The 18394-nt window shown below is 66.6% G+C and carries 14 protein-coding genes; 5 read left to right on the forward strand and 9 right to left on the reverse strand.

Features of this window, described 5'->3' with window-relative positions; translation table 11 throughout:
- Positions 1 to 19 precede the first annotated feature (19 nt).
- Genes H9638_RS11750 through H9638_RS11780 form a run of 7 tightly spaced genes read right to left on the reverse strand, consistent with a single transcriptional unit; the run spans position 20 to position 9812 of the window.
- Complete coding sequence (locus H9638_RS11750; RefSeq protein WP_318241861.1) at positions 20 to 895, reverse strand: NAD(P)H-hydrate dehydratase; 876 nt, start codon at positions 893 to 895, stop codon at positions 20 to 22.
- The gene (locus H9638_RS11755; protein ID WP_191747532.1) at positions 873 to 1598 is read right to left on the reverse strand and encodes a histidine phosphatase family protein; all 726 of its coding nucleotides are present in this window, start codon (positions 1596 to 1598) and stop codon (positions 873 to 875) included. The genes H9638_RS11750 and H9638_RS11755 overlap by 23 nt, the downstream gene beginning before the upstream one ends.
- 39 nt (positions 1599 to 1637) lie before the next feature.
- A complete protein-coding gene (locus tag H9638_RS11760; RefSeq protein ID WP_191747534.1) occupies positions 1638 to 2873 on the reverse strand; it encodes a nitrate/nitrite transporter in 1236 nt (411 codons plus the stop codon).
- 21 nt (positions 2874 to 2894) lie between these two features.
- Entirely contained in the window at positions 2895 to 3722 is an 828-nt protein-coding gene (gene narI, locus H9638_RS11765; RefSeq protein WP_191747536.1) for a respiratory nitrate reductase subunit gamma, read from the reverse strand.
- On the reverse strand, positions 3719 to 4417 hold the full coding sequence (narJ, locus tag H9638_RS11770) for a nitrate reductase molybdenum cofactor assembly chaperone (protein WP_191747537.1): 699 nt from the start codon (positions 4415 to 4417) through the stop codon (positions 3719 to 3721). Before narJ ends, narI begins: the two co-directional genes overlap by 4 nt.
- Positions 4414 to 6090: a nitrate reductase subunit beta gene (gene narH, locus H9638_RS11775; RefSeq protein ID WP_191747539.1), complete on the reverse strand. Its 1677-nt coding sequence runs from the start codon at positions 6088 to 6090 to the stop codon at positions 4414 to 4416. Before narH ends, narJ begins: the two co-directional genes overlap by 4 nt.
- The gene (locus H9638_RS11780; protein ID WP_191747541.1) at positions 6090 to 9812 is read right to left on the reverse strand and encodes a nitrate reductase subunit alpha; all 3723 of its coding nucleotides are present in this window, start codon (positions 9810 to 9812) and stop codon (positions 6090 to 6092) included. The genes narH and H9638_RS11780 overlap by 1 nt, the downstream gene beginning before the upstream one ends.
- Before the next feature lie 128 nt (positions 9813 to 9940).
- Here H9638_RS11780 and H9638_RS11785 point away from each other — a divergent pair, with 128 nt between their 5' ends.
- The 3 genes from H9638_RS11785 to H9638_RS11795 all read left to right on the forward strand — a co-directional run bounded on the left by H9638_RS11785 (position 9941) and on the right by H9638_RS11795 (position 13089).
- Positions 9941 to 10894, forward strand: coding sequence for a 1,4-dihydroxy-2-naphthoyl-CoA synthase (locus H9638_RS11785; protein ID WP_191747543.1), 954 nt, complete (start codon positions 9941 to 9943; stop codon positions 10892 to 10894).
- A gap of 6 nt (positions 10895 to 10900) precedes the next feature.
- Positions 10901 to 12037, forward strand: a complete 1137-nt coding sequence (locus H9638_RS11790) for an AMP-binding protein (RefSeq protein WP_191747545.1) — start codon at positions 10901 to 10903, stop codon at positions 12035 to 12037.
- A gap of 164 nt (positions 12038 to 12201) precedes the next feature.
- Positions 12202 to 13089 (forward strand): 1,4-dihydroxy-2-naphthoate polyprenyltransferase, encoded by an 888-nt coding sequence (locus tag H9638_RS11795; RefSeq protein ID WP_191747546.1) that lies wholly within the window; start codon positions 12202 to 12204, stop codon positions 13087 to 13089.
- A gap of 295 nt (positions 13090 to 13384) precedes the next feature.
- On the opposite strand, the gene H9638_RS11800 is transcribed toward H9638_RS11795, so the two are convergent.
- Together H9638_RS11800 and H9638_RS11805 are read right to left on the reverse strand one after the other, a co-directional pair.
- A complete protein-coding gene (locus H9638_RS11800; protein WP_191747547.1) occupies positions 13385 to 14068 on the reverse strand; it encodes a response regulator in 684 nt (227 codons plus the stop codon).
- Positions 14061 to 15461: a sensor histidine kinase gene (locus H9638_RS11805; protein ID WP_191747548.1), complete on the reverse strand. Its 1401-nt coding sequence runs from the start codon at positions 15459 to 15461 to the stop codon at positions 14061 to 14063. The genes H9638_RS11800 and H9638_RS11805 overlap by 8 nt, the downstream gene beginning before the upstream one ends.
- 615 nt (positions 15462 to 16076) lie before the next feature.
- On the opposite strand from H9638_RS11805, the gene H9638_RS11810 reads away from it, so the two are divergent.
- Positions 16077 to 17342, forward strand: a complete 1266-nt coding sequence (locus H9638_RS11810; RefSeq protein WP_318241862.1) for a nucleotide sugar dehydrogenase — start codon at positions 16077 to 16079, stop codon at positions 17340 to 17342.
- A 37-nt stretch (positions 17343 to 17379) separates the two neighbouring features.
- Positions 17380 to 18381, forward strand: coding sequence for a GDP-mannose 4,6-dehydratase (locus tag H9638_RS11815; RefSeq protein WP_191747550.1), 1002 nt, complete (start codon positions 17380 to 17382; stop codon positions 18379 to 18381).
- Positions 18382 to 18394: the final 13 nt, after the last annotated feature.

An 18394-nucleotide genomic window follows, 5' to 3' on the forward strand; every position in this document is an offset into this window, starting at 1 on the left:
GAGCGGGACCTCCAGGGAATCACACGGTCAGTTCGGCCATAATCTGCGGCATCGCCTCAAGCAGTTCGCTGGCCAGGAAGCTGAGCGGACCCTTCGACGAGGACAGCCGGTCACCGGCCGAGGCGTGCAGGTAGGTTCCCCAGCAGGCGCCCTGATCCGGAGCAGCGCCGCGCGCCAGGAACCCTGCCACCGCCCCGGCGAGGACATCGCCGCTGCCCGAGGTCGCCAGGCCCGGATTCCCGGCGGGCACCTCCCAGGCGCGCCCGTCCGGCGCGGTGATCCGTCCCTGGCTTGTAACCACGGCGCCGTAGGTCCGTGCGATGTCCGCTGCGGCGGCCGCGGCGTCGTCCACTTCCTCCCGGCCGAGCAGCAGCGCTGCCTCCGTACGGTTGGGGGTCAGGACAAGCCGTCCGGACAGCGGCTCATGAATCCCGGTCAGGTCCCGGAACACCCCGAGCGCGTAGGCGTCCAGCACCACAGCGGCGTCCCGGGGAATTTCCGGAACGAGCCCCCGCAGCAGTTCGGCGGTGTCCCCGGCATTGTCCAGCCCGGGACCCAGCAACACCACGTCGGCAGCGGCCAGGTCAGCCGCCAGCACGGCCGGGGCCGCTGCGCCATCGATCCGGCCGCCACTCTCCGGGAGGCCGACGGCGCCGCTTTCCGGCAGCGCGACGGCGGAGGCGACGGCCGCTGACTCAGCCACCGCCAGAGTCAGGCGGCCCGCCCCGACGCGGAGCGCGGTCCGGCCGGCCAGGAGCGCCGCCCCGGGCGTGCGGCGGGCACCGCCGATAACCAGGACTGTGCCGCGGTCGTCCTTACCCTGGGCGTCCCGGGAAACCTGCCACGTGCGCAGCAGCGCGGGCGTGATCAGTTCACCGCGGGTGGACATCGTCATCTCCTGCGTGTTCGGTGACCGGTGCGCCCGCACCGGCCAAGTGGTCCACAACGTTGAAGGCCGCAGCCTCCCAGCTTCCGGCACCGGTGGGCCGGACCAGCCGGGTGAGTGATCCGTTCCGGACACTGCTGGCCGCCGCGATGCCCAGCAGCTCCGCTTCCAGCAGGCCCTCGCAGACGTAGCGCAGCAGCAGGATTACGGCGTCGTGGCAGATCACTGCCACCCGCCGCCCGTCGTCGGCGTCATCGAGATCGCGCAGCAGCGAGCGCAGCCTCAGGGCGACGTCGGCCCAGGACTCCCCTCCCGGCGGACGGTAGGCGAATTTACCCAGCCACTGCTTCCGCTGCGCTTCGAGCGGATAGCGGGCGGCTACGCCGGCGGAAGTGAGCAGGTCCAGGATCCCCAGTTCCCGGTCGCGCAGGCGTTCATCGACCCGGTACGGCGCCAGCCCGGCCAAATCGGCGGTCTGCCGCGCGCGGAGATACGGCGAGCACCAGACAGATTCCGGCCGCTCCTCCGGCGGCAGTCCGGCCAGCCATTTCCCCAGTGCCTGGGCCTGCTGCACCCCGGCTTCGCTGAGCGGTACGTCCGGGTCCCGCAGGTCGACGTCGATTACCTCCGCCCCGGTGAGCTGCGCGTGAGTGGCAGCGACATTGCCCGCGCTTTCACCGTGGCGGATGAGGATTAGTTCAACAGCACCCATTCGTCCGACTCTACCCGCGGCCGCCACGGGGCCAAGGGGCTAGGTCTCGGAGCGGGCCCGCTCATCGGTTTTTCCGCCGTTGCGCACTGTGAAGGTCAGCAGCAGTGCCAGGGCGGCGAAGACCGCCAGCAGGGTCAGGCCCACGAAGTAGCTGGAACGCTCGGCGTCGTACGTTGCGCCCATGACCAGCGGCGGGAAGTAACCGCCCAGGCCGCCTGCTGCCGCGATGATGCCGCCCACCGTGCCCACCTCCTTCACCGGTGCCGCCCGTCCTACCCAGGCGAAGACCCCGCCGGTGCCGAAGCCGAGGAACAGGGCCATCAGCAGGAAAGCCGTTCCGTAGACGCGTTCCTGGCCGGGCTGGAACGCCACCACCATGGCCAGGACCACGGTTCCGGCCAAGGAGGTGAGCGTGACGATCTTCGGCCCGAGCTTGTCCGCGATGGTTCCGCCGATCGGCCGGGCGATCACCGCGGCGACAGCGAAGCCGGCCGTCCGGGTTCCGGCAGCCGTCGCATCGTAGTCGTAGACATTGCCCAGATACGTCGGCAGGTAGTTGGAGAACGCCACGAACGCGCCGAAGACCACGCCGTAAAGGAAGCAGAGCTGCCACGTCACCTTGAGGGTGAAGGCATGCCGGATCTTCGGCAGGATAGGTTCCGTCGGCCGGCTCCACGCAGGGGATTCGCGCAGCACCAGCCAGCACACCACTGCCATGGCGGCCACGATGCCGGCGATGATGAGGTGGGTATTGAAGTAGCCCACCCCGGCGACCAGCCGCGGTGTGAAGAACGCCGAGACCGCGGTGCCGACCATCCCGGCTCCGAAAATGCCGGTGGCGAAGCCTTTGCGCGTGCGGTCATACCAGGCCGAGCAGAACGGTATACCGATCGCAAAGACCGTACCCGCTATGCCCAGGAAGAACGCGACGACGACGATCAGCGCGTAGCTGCCCGTTTCTCCGGCCACGGCCGTCAACAGGACCAGCGGTGCCGTGACGCCCAGGACGATGGTGAACATCCGCCGCCCGCCGTAACGGTCAGTCCAGGCGCCGACCGGGATCCGAGCGATGGATCCGACAAGGATGGGCATCGCCACCAGGACAGATGCCTGGGTGGGGGTGAGGTCCATTTCCGCCGTGTAGCGGGCAGAGAGCGGTCCGATGATGGTCCAGGCCCAGAAGCCGACGGTCGAGGCCGTTGTGGCGGTGATGAGGTTCAGCAGCTGCCCGGACTTCAGATCCGGTGCAGCGGAGGGAGCGGATGACGCTGCCATGGCTTTCCTATCTGTGGTTCCTCACTGCCGGGGAAGACCCCGGCGGTCCCGGTCCGGGGTGCCCACCGGCGCCCACCCGGGACGCGCCGGCTGGGCTCCGGGAACCGGCCGCTTCCCGCGTGAGCGGTAAACGATGTAAGGACGGAAGAGATAATGCAGGGGCGCGGTGAAGGCATGCACCAGCCGGGTGAAAGGCCAAATGGCGAACAGTGCCAGGCCCCAGAGGGTGTGGATCTTGAAGGACAGGCTCGCCGCGGTCATCGCGACAATATCGGGCTGGAAAATGAAGATCGAACGGAACCACGGGGAGACCGTCTCCCGGTAGGCGGTGACGTTCTCGTCGAAGACCGAGATCATAGTGGTGGCGAGGCCGGCCAGCAGAGCTCCGAGCAGCACCACGTACATCAGTTTGTCGTTCTTGGTGGTGGCCATAAACACCGGTCCGGTGGTCCGCCGGCGGTAGATGAGCAGCACGATGCCCACCAGGGTGCCGATGCCCGCGATGATCCCGATACTCAGGGCCATGGCATGGTAGGCGCTGTCCGAGATCCCCACCCCCTCGGTCCAGGACCGGGGGATGAGCAGCCCGACGACGTGCCCGACGATGACCGCCAGGATCCCGAAGTGGAACAGCGGAGAGGCGATCCGCAGGATGCGGGCCTCGTACAGCTGGGAGGAGCGGGTGGTCCAGCCGAACTGGTCGTACCGGTACCGCCACACGGAGCCGAGGACAAGGACAGCTATCACCACGTAGGGCAGGACACCCCAGAGCATCACGTCCCCGAGGGTGACCTCCACATTTTCCGGCGGAGGCTTTTCCAGGGGTAACCCGGCAATTACGGAGCTCATGGTGTTTTCCTCTCCGTCAAGGGCAGCAGCCGCGAACTGTAGGGCTCCAGCCCCACGGTCTCGGTGGGCGGTCCGTAGCCGGCCGTGCGCATCACGGCCTGGGCGTCCTCGGGTGAAACCCCGGGCAGGGTGGAGCAGACCATGGCCAGCACATGCTGATAGGGCAGGTCAGCGTCCTTCAGAGCCAGGCGCAGCAGTTCCAGCGACGGCCGGTAACGCTGCAGCAGTTCATAGCCGTCCTTGGCGGAGACCTTCGCAGCGAACTCCAGCACCAGGGGCAGGTAGTCGGGGAGCTCCGTTCCCTCGGGCAGCATCCCGTGCTCCCGGTAGATCTCTTTGAACGCCGCCAGCGCTTCACCGCGGCGGCGGGTGTCACCGTCCGTCCAGTAGGTCAGGTGGAGGCTGTGACGTTTGGAAAGGTCGAATTCCTGGACGTAGTCCGCCTGCACCTGGGGCAGCGGCCGGTCGGTGAACCAGTCCAGGAATTCCTGCATACCGGAATCCGCCGCCCCGACTTCGGCCAGGCTTTCCCGCAGGGTCGGCAGGGCTGCCACCAGCTCTTCGTCGGGATACTCCAGCAGCAGCGCAGCCGCCTGCCGGATCACGGCGCTGCGCCGCGGAGACCTGTCCGCGTAGGCCTCCGGAGCCAAGGTGCCCTTGCCGGGTTTGCCCAGCAGTTTCTCCAGCAGGCTCATGTCCGTTCGCCTCCGTCGCCCTGGTCCGGCGGGAACAGTCCCTGCGGGGATCCGCGGCCGTCCCAGTTCAGCAGGTTCACCCGTCCGGTCATGTCCCGGTTCCCGGCCGGGTCATCACCGCGCTGGCGGGCTTCCAGGGCGTTGAAGTTCTCCACCGCCACCGGCATCGGGCGGCCGGAGGCTTCCCCGAACACTCCGGTCTGTCCCATGCCCGGGCCGCCCTCCGTATCCAGGGAACAGCCGATTTCCTCCAGGTTGTGTGCATCCTCAAGGTGCGCATTCGGAATCACGTAGCGTTCCTCGTACTTCGCCACGGCCATCAGCCGGTACATCCGCACGATCGCTTCCCCGGTCATCCCCGCGCTCTCGGCGATCGACTCATCCGGTGGGTCGCCCAGGGTGATGTTACGCATGTAAGCGCGCATCGCGGCGAGCTTCCGCAGTACCGAGGTGACCAGATCCGCGTCCCCCGCCGTGAACAGCTCGGCGAGGTACTCCACCGGAATCCGCAGCGAATCGATCGCGCCGAACAGGTTGCCGGCATCCTCGCCGTCGTGTCCCGTTTCCTTCAGGACGTCAACGATCGGGGAGAGCGGCGGCACATACCAAACCATGGGCATGGTCCGGTATTCCGGGTGCAGCGGCAATGCCACCCGCAGTTCCTTGGCCAGGGCGTACACCGGGGACCGACGGGCAGCGTCCAGCCAGTCCTCCGGAATCCCTTCAGCCCGGGCCGCGGCAATGACCTCGGGATCGTTCGGATCCATCATCAGGTCCAGCTGGGCTTCGTACAGGTCCTGTTCATTGGGGGTGGCCGCCGCCTCGGTGACCCGGTCGGCGTCGTACAGGAAGATGCCGATGTACCGCAGCCGGCCCACGCAGGTTTCCGCGCACACGGTGGGGATGCCCACCTCGATGCGGGGATAGCAGAACGTGCACTTCTCCGCCTTGCCGGAGCGGTGATTGAAGTAGATTTTCTTGTACGGGCAGCCGGTGACGCACTGCCGCCAGCCGCGGCACCTGTCCTGGTCCACCAGCACAATGCCGTCTTCCTCGCGCTTGTAGATTGCCCCGGACGGGCAGGAGGCCATGCAGGACGGGTTCAGGCAGTGCTCGCAGATCCGCGGCAGGTAGAACATAAACGTCTGGTCGAATTCGAACTTGACCTTGTCCTCGGCATCCCGGCGCAGCTTCTCCACTATGGGGTCCCGCTGCGCGAGCTCCGGTGCCCCGCCCAGGCTGTCATCCCAGTTGGCGGACCATTCGATCTTCATGTTGTCCCCGGTGATCAGGGACTTGGGCCGGGCAACCGGGAAATCCTTGCCCGCGGGGGCCTGGATCAGGTTCTCGTAGTCGTAGGTCCAGGGCTCGTAATAGTCGTTGAGTTCAGGCTGGACCGGGCTGGCAAAAAGTCCCATCAGCTTCGCCATGCGGCCGCCGGACTTCAGTTTCAGGTTTCCTCGGCTATTGAGCTCCCACCCGCCCTTCCACTTCTCCTGGTCTTCGTAACGCCGGGGGTAGCCCTGGCCCGGACGGGTTTCCACGTTGTTGAACCACACGTATTCGGTGCCGGCGCGGTTGGTCCACGCCTGCTTGCAGGTCACCGAACAGGTGTGGCAGCCGATGCACTTGTCCAGCGCCATTACCATCGCCACCTGGGCCATGATCCTCATCAGTAGCTCACCTCCTGCGAGCGCTTGCGGACCACCGAAACGATGTCCCGCTGGTTCCCGGTAGGACCGAGATAGTTAAAGGCCCATGAGAGCTGGGCGTATCCGCCGATCATGTGGGTGGGTTTCACCAGGATCCGGGTGACCGAGTTATGGATGCCGCCCCGGCGGCCGGTGGCCTCCGACTTGGGGGTATCGATGATCCGCTCCTGGGCGTGGTGGACGTAGACGACGCCGGCGGGCATCCGGCTGCTGACGATCGCCCGGCCCACCAGCACGCCGTTGGTGTTCACGCATTCCACCCAGTCGTTATCCGCCACTTCGATCAGGGCCGCGTCCTGCGGACTCATCCACACGGCGGTTCCGCCGCGGGACAGCGAGAGCATAAACAGGTTGTCCTGGTATTCGGAGTGGATGGACCATTTGTTGTGCGGGGTCAGGTAGCGCACGGCCACGGACAGTTCGCCCCGGGTGCCGAGCTGGGGTTCCCCGAACAGCCGGTGCATGTCCAGCGGCGGGCGGAAAATCGGCAGGGCCTCCCCCATGTCCCGGATCCAGTCGTGGTCCAGGAAGAAGTGCATCCGCCCGGTCAACGTGTGGAAGGGCTTGAGCCGCTCGATGTTGATGGTGAAGGGGGCGTAGCGCCGGCCGCCCGACTCGGAACCGGACCACTCCGGGGAGGTGATCACCGGCGTCGGCCGGTCCTGGGTGTCGCGGAAAGTAATCAGTTTCTCTTCCATGCCCTCGGCGAGGTCCGCCAGCCGCGTGCCGGTGCGTTTCTCCAGGGTCTTGAAACCCTGGACGGCCAGTTCGCCGTTGGTGGTCCCGGAGAACAGCAGGATGGCCTCGGCCATCCTGGAATCGGTGTCGATGGCGGGCCGCCCGCGTGCCGCTCCGGAGTCGAAGACCCCGTGTTTGGCTGCGAGCTGCCGCACCTGCTTCGTCACGTCGAACTTGACGTATTTGGTGGTCAGTCCCAGCTTGTCGGCCAGCGGGCCCAGGGCCACGAACTTCTCGCCAATCGCGGTGTAGTCCCGTTCCACAAAGGCGAAGGATGGCATGTTCTTCCCGGGTATCGCCGGGATGTCAGTGCCTTTCCAGTCCGGGGCGTGCCCGCCGGGCTGGGCGATTTCGCCGGGAGTGTCGTGGGTCAGCGCGGTGGCCACCACGTCCGTGCGGACGCCGAGGTGCTTTCCGGCCTGGCGGGAGAGTTCCTCGGCGAGCAGCCGGAACAACTCAAAGTCCGACTTCGCCTCCCAGGGCGGCGAGATCGCCGGGGTGAACGCATGCACGTAGGGGTGCATGTCGGTGGAAGAGAGATCGTACTTTTCGTACCAGGTGGCGGCAGGGAACACGACGTCGGAGAGCAGGGTGGAGCTGGTCATCCGGAAGTCCGCGGAGACCAGCAGGTCCAGCTTCCCCTGCGGTGCGTTTTCCCTCCACACCACGTCCTTGGGCCGGGAGTCACTGTGGTCTTCGCCCATCACGTTGTTCAATGTGCCCAGCAGATGCTTCTGGAAGTACTCCTCCCCCTTCGCGGAGGATCCGAGCAGGTTGGACCGCCACAGCACCAGGGTCCGCGGCCAGTTCTCCGGCGCATCAACGTCCTCCACCGCGAAGCGCATGCTGCCTTCCTTGAGCCGGTCCGCCACCCAGCGGGCTTCGGTCCGGGCCTCGCCGCGGGCGACGCCGGCAGCGGCTTCGTCGGCGACGTCCAGGGAGTTTTTAGCGTCGAACTGCGGAAAGAACGGCATCCAGCCCATCCGGGTGGACTTGGCCACCACGTCCGCGGAGTGCATTCCGCGCAGGTGCCCCTCGGCCAGCGGCGACTGGATCGCGTCGGCGGAATAGCCGTCGGAGCGGAACTGGTCCGTATGCATGTACCAGAACGCCGTGCCGATCATGAACCGCGGCGGCCGGTTCCAATCCCCGGCGGAGGCCATGGTGGCCCAGCCGGTGATGGGCCGGCATTTTTCCTGGCCGACGTAGTGCGCCCAGCCGCCGCCGTTGCGGCCCTCGCAGCCGGTGAGCATCAGCATGGCGAGGATCGACCGGTAGGTCACGTCCCCGTGGTACCACTGGCAGATCCCGGCGCCGAGGATGATCATCGACCGGCCCTTGGACTTTTCCGCGTTGGCCGCGAATTCCCGGGCCGTGCGGATCACCGCCGACGGCTTGATCGAGGTCAGCTCCTCCTGCCAGGCCGGAGTGTAGGCGGTGCCGGCGTCGTCGTAACCGGCGGCCCAGTCCCCCGGCAGGCCGTCCCGGCCCACCCCGTACTGGGCCAGCATCAGGTCGAAGACCGTGGTGACCCGCTTCCCGGCCACTTCCATCACCGGCACACCGCGGTGGACCACGCTGCCGGTGCCGGAGGGATCCTCGAAGACGGGCAGGTCCACGGTGCCGGTCTCCCGGGCCCAGGAAGCGGCGTCGGCCAGGGACAGGGCCGGGCGCACGCCCTGCAGGTCCAGGTTCCACTTGCCCGCGTCATCGTCGTTGTAGCGGAAGCCCAGCGAACCGTTGGGAACCACCGGCTGGCCGGTGTCCCGGTCCAGGAGCACCGTCTTGAACGCCGCGTCCGCTGCCTCCGTGGCCGGGTCAAGGTCCGCTGCGTTGAGGAACTTGCCCGGGACTGTGGTGCCGCCCGGTCCGTCCACCAGGGTCACCAAAAACGGGAGGTCGGTGTACTGCACTACGTAATCCTCGAAGAACGGAACCCGCCGGTCCACGAAGTTCTCCTTGAGGATCACGTGCCCCATGGCCATGGCCAGCGCGGCATCGGAACCGGCCTGGGCAGGCAGCCACTCATCGGCGAACTTGGTGTTGTCCGCATAGTCGGGGCTGACCGAGACCACCTTCGTCCCCCGGTAGCGGCCCTCCACCATCCAATGCGCGTCCGGCGTGCGGGTGACCGGGATGTTCGAACCCCACATCATCAGGTAGGTGGCGTCCCACCAGTCCCCGGATTCCGGGACATCCGTTTGGTCCCCGAACACCTGCGGGCTGGCCACCGGCAGGTCCGCGTACCAGTCATAGAAACTGTTCATCACCCCACCAACCAGGTTGATAAACCGGGCACCGGCCGCGTGGGACACCATGGACATGGCCGGGATCGGGGAGAAGCCGGTGCAGTGGTCCGGCCCGTAGTTCTTGATCGTGGAGACGTGCGCGGCAGCCGTCATTTCCAGGGCTTCCTGCCAGCTGGAGCGCACCAGGCCGCCCTTACCGCGCGCCTGCTGCCAGGTCCGCCGTTTCTCCGGATCCGCGACCAGGGATTCCCACGCCAGCACCGGGTCTCCGCCCGCTCCGCGTTTGGCTTCCCGGTAGAGATCCAGCAGCACCCCGCGGATATAGGGGTAACGGACCCGGGTGGGCGAGTAGGTATACCAGGAAAAGGCGGCTCCGCGGGGGCAGCCGCGGGGTTCATACTCCGGGCGGTCCGGGCCAACCGTGGGATAGTCGGTTTCCTGTGCCTCCCACGTGATGATCCCGTCCTTGACGTAGACCTTCCAGGAGCACGATCCCGTGCAGTTCACCCCGTGCGTGGACCGCACCACCTTGTCGTGGCTCCACCGGTTCCGGTAGAAGGCGTCACCCTTCCGGCCGCCCTCACGGAAGACCGCACGGCCATCGGCCGTCTCGTCCCAGCGCGTGAAGAACCTGCCCAGTTTGAGTAGTGCATCGGATGCGGGGCCGTCTGTCCCCGTAACGGAGCTGCTAGCCATTCCTACAAGCTACGCCCGGGCGGAAAGCGTCAACAGGGACATTCCCCAAACCGGGTCCCGGACCGTCCAGTCTGCTGCTGCCCGGAGGCTCCGAGGGTTATCCTTTCCGCCGCGATAAACTCAACACCGTGAGCACTCAACTTCCCGCGCAGGTCTCTGACATTTTCGATCCCCGGCAGTGGAGGGTGGTTGGCGGTTTCGAAGACTTCTCGGACATGACCTACCACCGCCAGGTGGAGCGCGACGGCGACGGCGCCGTCCTGCGCGACCTCCCCACGGTGCGGATCGCCTTCAACCGCCCGGAGGTGCGCAACGCGTTCCGGCCCGGCACGGTGGACGAACTCTACCGGGCCATGGACCACGCGCGGATGACCCCGGATGTCGCCACCGTGCTGCTCACCGGCAACGGCCCCTCCCCCAAGGACGGCGGGCATTCGTTCTGTTCCGGCGGCGACCAGCGGATCCGCGGCCGGGACGGGTACCGGTACGCCGACGGGGAGACCCAGGAAACCATTGATCCGGCCCGCGCCGGCCGGCTGCACATCCTCGAGGTCCAGCGCCTGATGCGGACCATGCCCAAGGTGGTCATCGCCGTCGTCAACGGCTGGGCTGCCGGCGGCGGGCACAGCCTGCACGTGGTCTCGGACCTGACCATCGCTTCCCGCCAGCACGGCAAGTTCAAGCAGACCGACGCAACCGTTGGCAGCTTCGACGCCGGCTACGGGTCGGCGCTGCTGGCCCGGCAGATCGGGCAGAAGCGCGCCCGGGAGATCTTCTTCCTGGCCCGTGAATACTCCGCCGAGGACATGGTCGCCATGGGTGCGGTCAACGAGGCCGTGGACCACGCGGACCTGGAGAAGGTGGCCCTGGAATACGCCGCGGACATCGCCAAGCAGTCCCCGCAGGCCATCCGGATGCTGAAGTTCGCGTTCAACCTGGCCGACGACGGCCTGGCCGGCCAGCAGGTCTTCGCCGGCGAAGCGACCCGCCTGGCCTACATGACTGACGAAGCGGTGGAGGGCAAAGAAGCGTTCCTGGCCAAACGGGACCCGGACTGGTCCAACTTCCCCTACTACTTCTAGGACACGATGGAACTGCTCCCCGTCCACACGCCCGCCGGCTACAACGCCGGGGACCTGCTGGCCCCGCTCGCGGCGGCGCTGGCCGGTGAAGGCCCGGCGGTGGCACCCCATGCCGACCCGGCCCAAACCTTCTCCGGGGACCTGCCCAACGATGACATTGCCCTGGTGATCAGCACCTCCGGTTCCACCGGCACGCCGAAGCAGACCATGCTCAGCATCGACGCGCTGGCTGCGTCCTCGATGGCCACCGCCCTGTCCCTCAAAAAGGACGGACAGTGGCTGCTGGCGCTGCCGGTGCACTACATCGCCGGGGTCCAGGTGCTCATCCGGTCCCTCTTTGCGGGAACGGAACCGGTCCTGCTGGACACCGCAAAGCCCTTTGATCCGGGAGCGTTCACCACTGCGGCCCTGGAGATGACCGATAAGACCCGGCTGACCTCACTGGTACCCACCCAGCTGCACCGGCTGCTCGCCGAACCGGCAGCGGATACCCTGAAGGTCCTGCGCCGGTTCGACGCGATCCTGCTCGGCGGTGCGGCCGCCGGCCCGGCGCTGCTGGCCGAAGCCCGCGGGCTGGGACTGAACGTGGTGACCACCTACGGCATGAGTGAAACCGCCGGCGGCTGCGTGTACGACGGTGTTCCGCTGCCCGGCGCGGACATCCAGGAATATCAGGGCCGGCTCTGGATCGCCGGGGACATGCTGGCCGACGGTTATCTGGGCGCGCCGGAGCTGACCGCGGACCGGTTCGCGTTCCACTCCGGCAAACGCTGGTTCCGCACCGACGACACCGGCTCCGTTGCTGCGGACGGGACGGTGTCGGTTTCCGGAAGGCTCGACGACGTTATTGTCACCGGCGGGGTCAAAGTCTCCGGCGCTGCCGTGGCTGCCGCCGCCGAACAGCTGCCGGAGGTGCACCGGGCCGTGGCCGTGGGCCTGCCCGACGCCGAATGGGGCTCCGTGGTGGGGCTCGCCGTCGTCGGCCCGGTCAATCTGGAACGCCTGCGCGGGACGATCCGCGCGGCGCTCGGCGCACCGGCGGCCCCCAAGACCGTGGTGGTGCTGGAACGCATTCCCCTGCTGCCCAACGGGAAAACCGACCGGCTGGCTGTCCGCAGCCTGCTCAGTGCCGCCCGTTCCTAGGAAGTGCCCGCCCGTTCCTAGGAAGTGCCCGCCCGTTCCTAGGAACAGCACCCTTCTGCCTGTTTTCGCCCTGCGCTGCGAGGTGCGGGAGAATATGAGTGCCCGGCACTGCACCGCCGGGTAATCCGCACAACCTGACTGAGCATGTAAAGAAGGAAGATACTGTGGCCACAGCGGCGCAATGGTTCGAAGGAGCACGCCCCCGGACACTGCCGATGGCGGTGGCCCCGGTCATCATCGGTACGGCGGCGGCATTCGATCTGGGTTCCTTCCGCTGGCTCAATGCCCTGCTGGCCGCCGTCGTGGCGATCCTGCTGCAGGTGGGCGTGAATTACGCCAACGACTACTCCGACGGTGTGCGGGGAACCGATGACAACCGGGTCGGCCCACTGCGCCTGACCGGGTCCGGCGCAGCCGCGGCGAAGCACGTCAAGTACGCAGCGTTCGCCTGCTTCGGTGCTGCGATGGCGGCCGGACTGGCCCTGGTTCTGCTGTCGCAGGCCTGGTTCCTGCTGCTGGTGGGTGTTGGCTGCATCGCCGCCGCGTGGGGCTACACCGGCGGACGCAACCCGTACGGCTACCTGGGCCTGGGCGACGTCTTCGTGTTTGTGTTCTTCGGTCTCGTCGCCACGCTGGGCACCACCTATACGCAGGCCGGCCAGGTCAATGCGGCAGCCCTGATCGGCGCGGTCTCCACGGGTCTCTTCGCCACGGCACTGCTGATGGCCAACAACGTGCGGGACATCCCGACAGACCGCGAATCCGGGAAACGGACGCTCGCGGTCCGGCTGGGAGACGACGCCGCCCGGATCACCTACGTCATGATGCTGGCCCTGGCGCTGCTGCTGCCCCTGCTGCTGGTTGGCGACTACCCGTGGGTGCTGCTGGTCCTCCTGCTGCTCCCGGCCTGCCTGATGCCCAGCTGGCTCATGCTCAAGGGCAAGAAGCGGCGCAGCCTGATCCCGGTGCTGAAGCAGACCGGCCTGATCAACCTCGGGTTCAGCGTGCTCTATGGCCTGGCACTGGTGCTGACGCACCTGCTTGTCGGGTAGTAGCCGCCTGCGGTCCGCTGCGAGGCCGGAACCGGACCACGCCCAGGACCACGCCCAGGAACAGGACTGCGGAGGCGAGCAGGAACACCAGCGCTGTGATCCACCCGACGTCAGCCCAGGTGGCGTATTTCCCGTCAGCATGGCCGGGTGCCACACTGGCCAAGACTCCGACGCCGCACCAGGAGAGCAGGTGGACAACCGCCGCCGCCACGCCGAGGTGCCCGCCGGAGCCCCGGCGGGCTCCTTCCTCCGCCGGATATCCCGCGGGATTCAGCGGCCGCGCAGGTACCACAGCTCAGCCGCCCAGCAGGTGGCGCTCATGGGCAAAGCTCACCAGCTGAATCCGGGTACGGAGCTCCAGTTTGTCCAGGACGCTGCGCAGATGCGTCTTGATAGTGGCTTCGGAAACGAACAGGCTCTGCGCCATTTCCCCGTTGCTGAGTCCTTTCGCGGCCAGCAGGAACACGTCCCGCTCCCGGGCCGACAACACCTCCAGGACAGACAGGTCCGGCTGCGCCGCCGGAGCATTGCGGGCGGCGTGGTCGAAAAGCGAGTGGATTGAGCCCGGGGCGATCACGGAGTAACCCGAGTGGACGGTCCGGATGGCGGCCAGGAGAAATTCGGGCTCCGCGCTTTTCAACAGGTAACCGCTGGCTCCGGCCTGGACCGCCTGCACCACCGCCTGGTCCCGGTTGAACGTGGTCAGCGCGATGATCCTCGGATGTTCGGTTCCGGCTGCGTCCGCGTCCCCGATGATCCGGCGGGTCGCGGCAACACCATCCATCACGGGCATCCGCAGATCCATGAGCATCACGTCGGGCCGCTGCTCGGCGGCCAGGCCAACGGCCTGCTGCCCGTCGCCGGCCTGCCAGCAGAACTGCATGTCGGTCTGGCTGTCGATGAGCATGCGGATCCCGGCCAGGAACAGCGGCTGGTCATCAACAAGTGCAACGGAGATGCGGGTGCCGGATTCAGGCATTTTCGGTTTCCTCTCCGGTCGTGCCGGGAGCCGTTCCGGCAGGCGCGGGTCCCGTCAGTGCCGGTTGCCGGTGCTCGCGGTCCCGTTCTGGCTGCTCGATCCCGGCTCTTTCCCCGGCCCCGGCTCGATCTCCCGCGCCGGCCCCGTCCCTGTCCCTGTCGCCGGGATGTCCGTACGGGATGAAGACCGTGACCCGGAAGTGTTCGCCGTCGGGCCCGGCTGTGAGCCAGCCGCCCGCCAGATGAGCCCGTTCACGCATACCGGCCAGCCCGCGGCCCGGCCGGCCGGGTTCTTCAGCTGTTGCGGGCTCTTGGGCCAGTGCGGAAGCTGCGTGAAGGGTCAGCCCCGGTCCGCTCCAGTCGAAGTGCAGGCGGACCTCGGCACCGCGGCCCCCGTGTTTGAGGGCATTGGTCAGGCACTCCTGCACAATTCGGAAAACCGCCAGCTGCTGCCCACTGGAGAGTTCAACCGGCTGGCCGGAGGTGCTGTCGCGGATGGCCAGGTTGCTCCGCATCCCATCGACCATGTCCGTGATGTCCTTCATCTGCGGTTGTGGAGCGGTCATTCCGTCCTCGCTGACCCCCTCGATCACGCGCTGGGCATCGACGAGTGCGCTCCGGGCTGAACCGGCGATGGTCTCCAAGGCCTTTAGTACGGGCTGTGGCTGGTCCTTGACCAGGTACCGGGCGCCGTCGGCCTGGGCTGCAATCACCGCCAGGGAGTGTGCCAGGACGTCGTGCAGATCCCGGGAGATCCTGGTCCGCTCCTGTTCCACGATCAGGTCGATTTCCGTGTCTTTGAGCGTGTTCTGCGCCAGTTCCCGGGCGTGGAAAAGGCTGCCGCGTTCCTGGTACAGGGAAAGCAGCAACCCAACGAGGAAAATGCCCGCGCCGATCATCAACAGGAGTGCGAACAGCTGCGGTCCATACGTTCGGAACGTGTACCAGTCTCCGCTGTAGAGCTTGGGGAACCAGCCCAGGCCGGCGCTGTAGCGCCAGGAGAGCATCATTACAGCCATCACGGCGGCGAACACGGTGTTGGCCGCCGCGGCAATAATCCGCATCCGGGCTGTCCCGGTCCAGGCGATAAATCCCAGCGCGATAAAGGAGCCCAAATAGATGGCCCAATTGTTCGAGTACATGGGCGCAACCATGCGGGTGAGCTGACCGAGCAGCAGAAGACCGGTCAGTGCCAGCGACAGCATCGGCCACCTGGCAGCGACGGCGATGGCCGCCGTCATCAGCAGGAGCGGAACGGTACCGGGCCACTGCATAATGATCACGCCAGCAAAGGGTCCCATCCGGCCCGCTTCCGCGACGCACCACAGGACGAAGAAGAGCACGGCCGCCGCCGGGGCACCCCAACACCGCGCATGGTTCAAGACTGGTTCCATGCCTGTCACACTATCCACGGCTGGAGGGCGCAACGCGCAGAAACCGCCAGACGGCGGCGATCTCCAACCAGCGGCCAGCAGAATTCATCCCGGAAGCCAGCAGGTATGGGCCGCGGTTTCGGCGTCGGGCATTGCGAGGACATACCGCTGCGCGAAGCGGCCTCCAGAACCAGCGCCGGGTCGCTGCCCATGATGAAGTCGATGCCCTGTGCCCAGCTGGCTCATGCTCAAGGGCAAGAAGCGGCGCAGCCTGATCCACGTGGCCATCCGCCCGGCTCCGGTCTTGTCGGTGCCCGCGGCAAGCACGCGGATGCTCTAAGTACCCGCCTCTGAGCTGAGTAGAGCCCCCGATTTCTCCACGTAGATTCCCCCTGGAAAGCCGTAGTAGTTACGTATGTTTCCGGACCCCGGTGTCATTAGCCTGAACCAGCCGAAGCCGGAAGCATCCATTCCTTCCGACCTGGCCGGGGCAGATCCAGCTCGGGGCCGTCGGTGAAGAACTACACAATCCGACAGGGGGGTCCAGCCATGACTCTGCAAAACTCTCTTCTGCGTGAAACCCACCAGAATGCCCGACCAATCAGCCCGGCGGGCACAGCACTGCCACCGAGGCAGGTGCAATCCACGTTTCAATTCGATGTAGCCGTAGTTGGCATGGGCTACGTGGGCCTGCCAACCTCCCTCGCCCTCCGCGAGGCCGGTTACCGGGTGCTGGGCGTGGACGCCAGCGAACAGCGGCTGCAAACCATCCGTGAGCTGCGCGCAGACCTGCTTGCCGGCGACCGTGGCCGTCTGTCCCGGGCCCTGGCTGACCCGGACTTCGCGCTCACCTCCGATTCCACCCTTTTGGCTCAGGCCTCGGCTGTAATCATCGCCGTACCCACACCGGTGGATGAACATCTCGTCCCGGAGCTGAACATCCTGCGCGGTGCCTGCCGGACCGTGGTGGAACACGCCGTCGCCGGTCAGCTGCTGATCCTCACCTCAACCACGTATGTGGGCAGTACCCGCGACATGCTGGCCGGGCCCCTGCGGGCACGCGGACTTGAGCCCGGAACGGATGTTTACGTCGCCTTTAGTCCCGAGCGGATCAACCCCGGCGTCGATGACTTCAGCCAGGAAGAGGTCCCCCGCGTCGTCGGCGGCGTTACCGAGGCCTGCGGCCACCGTGCCGAAGCCCTGCTCGGTAAATACGTGCCCAAGGTTCACGCCGTTCCCACGGCCGAGGCTGCGGAAATGACCAAACTGCTGGAGAACACCTTCCGGGCCGTGAATATCGCCCTCGCGAACGAGTTTTCCACGATCTGCACCACGCTCGGCATACCGGTCATGGATGTCATCGATGCTGCGGCAACCAAGCCCTTTGGCTTCATGCGCTTCGTGCCCGGGCCCGGCGTCGGCGGCCACTGCATCCCCTGCGATCCGCACTACCTGCTGTGGCAGCTGCGCGGCAACAGGGTGACCGCACCCGTTATCGAACAGGCCATGCAGAACATCGCTGCCCGTCCGCGCCAGGTGGTGGACCGTGCCCGCAAGATTCTGTCCGACAAGTTCCGGGGGCTTGCCGGCACCCGGGTGCTGCTCGCCGGTGTTGCCTATAAACCGGATGTGGAGGATGTCCGCGAATCCCCCGCCCTGGAAATCCTTGCGGGGCTGGAAGCGGAGGGCGCGACGGTCGGTTACGTTGATCCGCTGATCGGCGGCATCCGTGTCAACGGAGCCAGCCTGGAAGCAATTAGCGATCCGGAAACCTTCGGAGCGGATCTTGTCATCATGCACACCGCGCACACGGAGTTCAATCTGGACTGGCTTTCCACGGTCCCGGTCGTTTTGGACACGACCTACAGACTGCCCGCCGCCGCAAACACCATCCAGCTCTAGCCCGCGCCCGACGCATTAAGCCAAAGGAAACCATCTTATGAAGACCGCTATCACCGGGGGCGCCGGGTTCATCGGCAGCCACCTCACGGAGTACCTGCTCGCAGCCGGCGACGAAGTCGCCGTACTGGATAACCTGTCCACCGGGTCCATGGACAACCTCCACGGAGTCTTGGACAATCCACGATTCCGGTTCGTCGAGGGGGACATCCTTGACCGGGCCGCTGTCGACAGTGTCGTCGCCGGTTCAGACCGCGTGTTCCATCTCGCAGCCGCAGTCGGGGTGAAACTCATTATCGAAGATCCGCTGACCAGCCTGCGCACCAATATTCACGGCACCGAGGTGGTGTTGGATGCCACGCTGGCCGCAGGCGCCGTCCTCCTCCTCGCCTCCACCTCAGAGGTTTACGGCAAGAACACCTCCGATGCCCTTACGGAGGAATCCGACCGTGTCCTCGGGTCGCCGCTGAAGTCCAGGTGGACCTATGCCGCGGCGAAAGGCATCGACGAGGCCTTCGCATATGCCTATTGGAAGGAGTACGGCCTTCGAGCTGCGATTGTCCGCCTGTTCAACACGGTCGGCCCGCGGCAGACCGGCCGGTATGGCATGGTCGTGCCCAATTTGGTGGGCCAGGCGCTCAGAGGCGAGCCGCTCACCGTGTTCGGCGACGGCCGGCAGACCCGCTGCTTCTCCTACGTCGGGGATGTGGTGCCGGCGCTGGTCCGCATTGCCGAAATCCCTGCGGCCTACGGGCAGGCATTCAACCTGGGCGGGACCCAGGAAGTGTCAATCCTCGACTTCGCCCATCGCGTCGTGGAACTGCTGGAGAGCCCGAGCAGCATTAGCCTCATCCCCTACGAACAGGCGTACGCCCCCGGATACGAGGATATGCGGCGCAGGGTCCCCGACAACACCAAGGCCCGCGACGTGGTCGGGTTCAATCCCACCACCTCGATTGACGAGATTATCGCCAATGTGGCAGTGGCCGGCCGGCAGCTGCCCGCGTACCTTCCGGCCTCTTCGGAACTGGCCGGGGCATAGGCAGGCAGCCTGA

The organism is Arthrobacter pullicola (assembly GCF_014836875.1).
Lineage (GTDB): Bacteria > Actinomycetota > Actinomycetes > Actinomycetales > Micrococcaceae > Arthrobacter_B > Arthrobacter_B pullicola.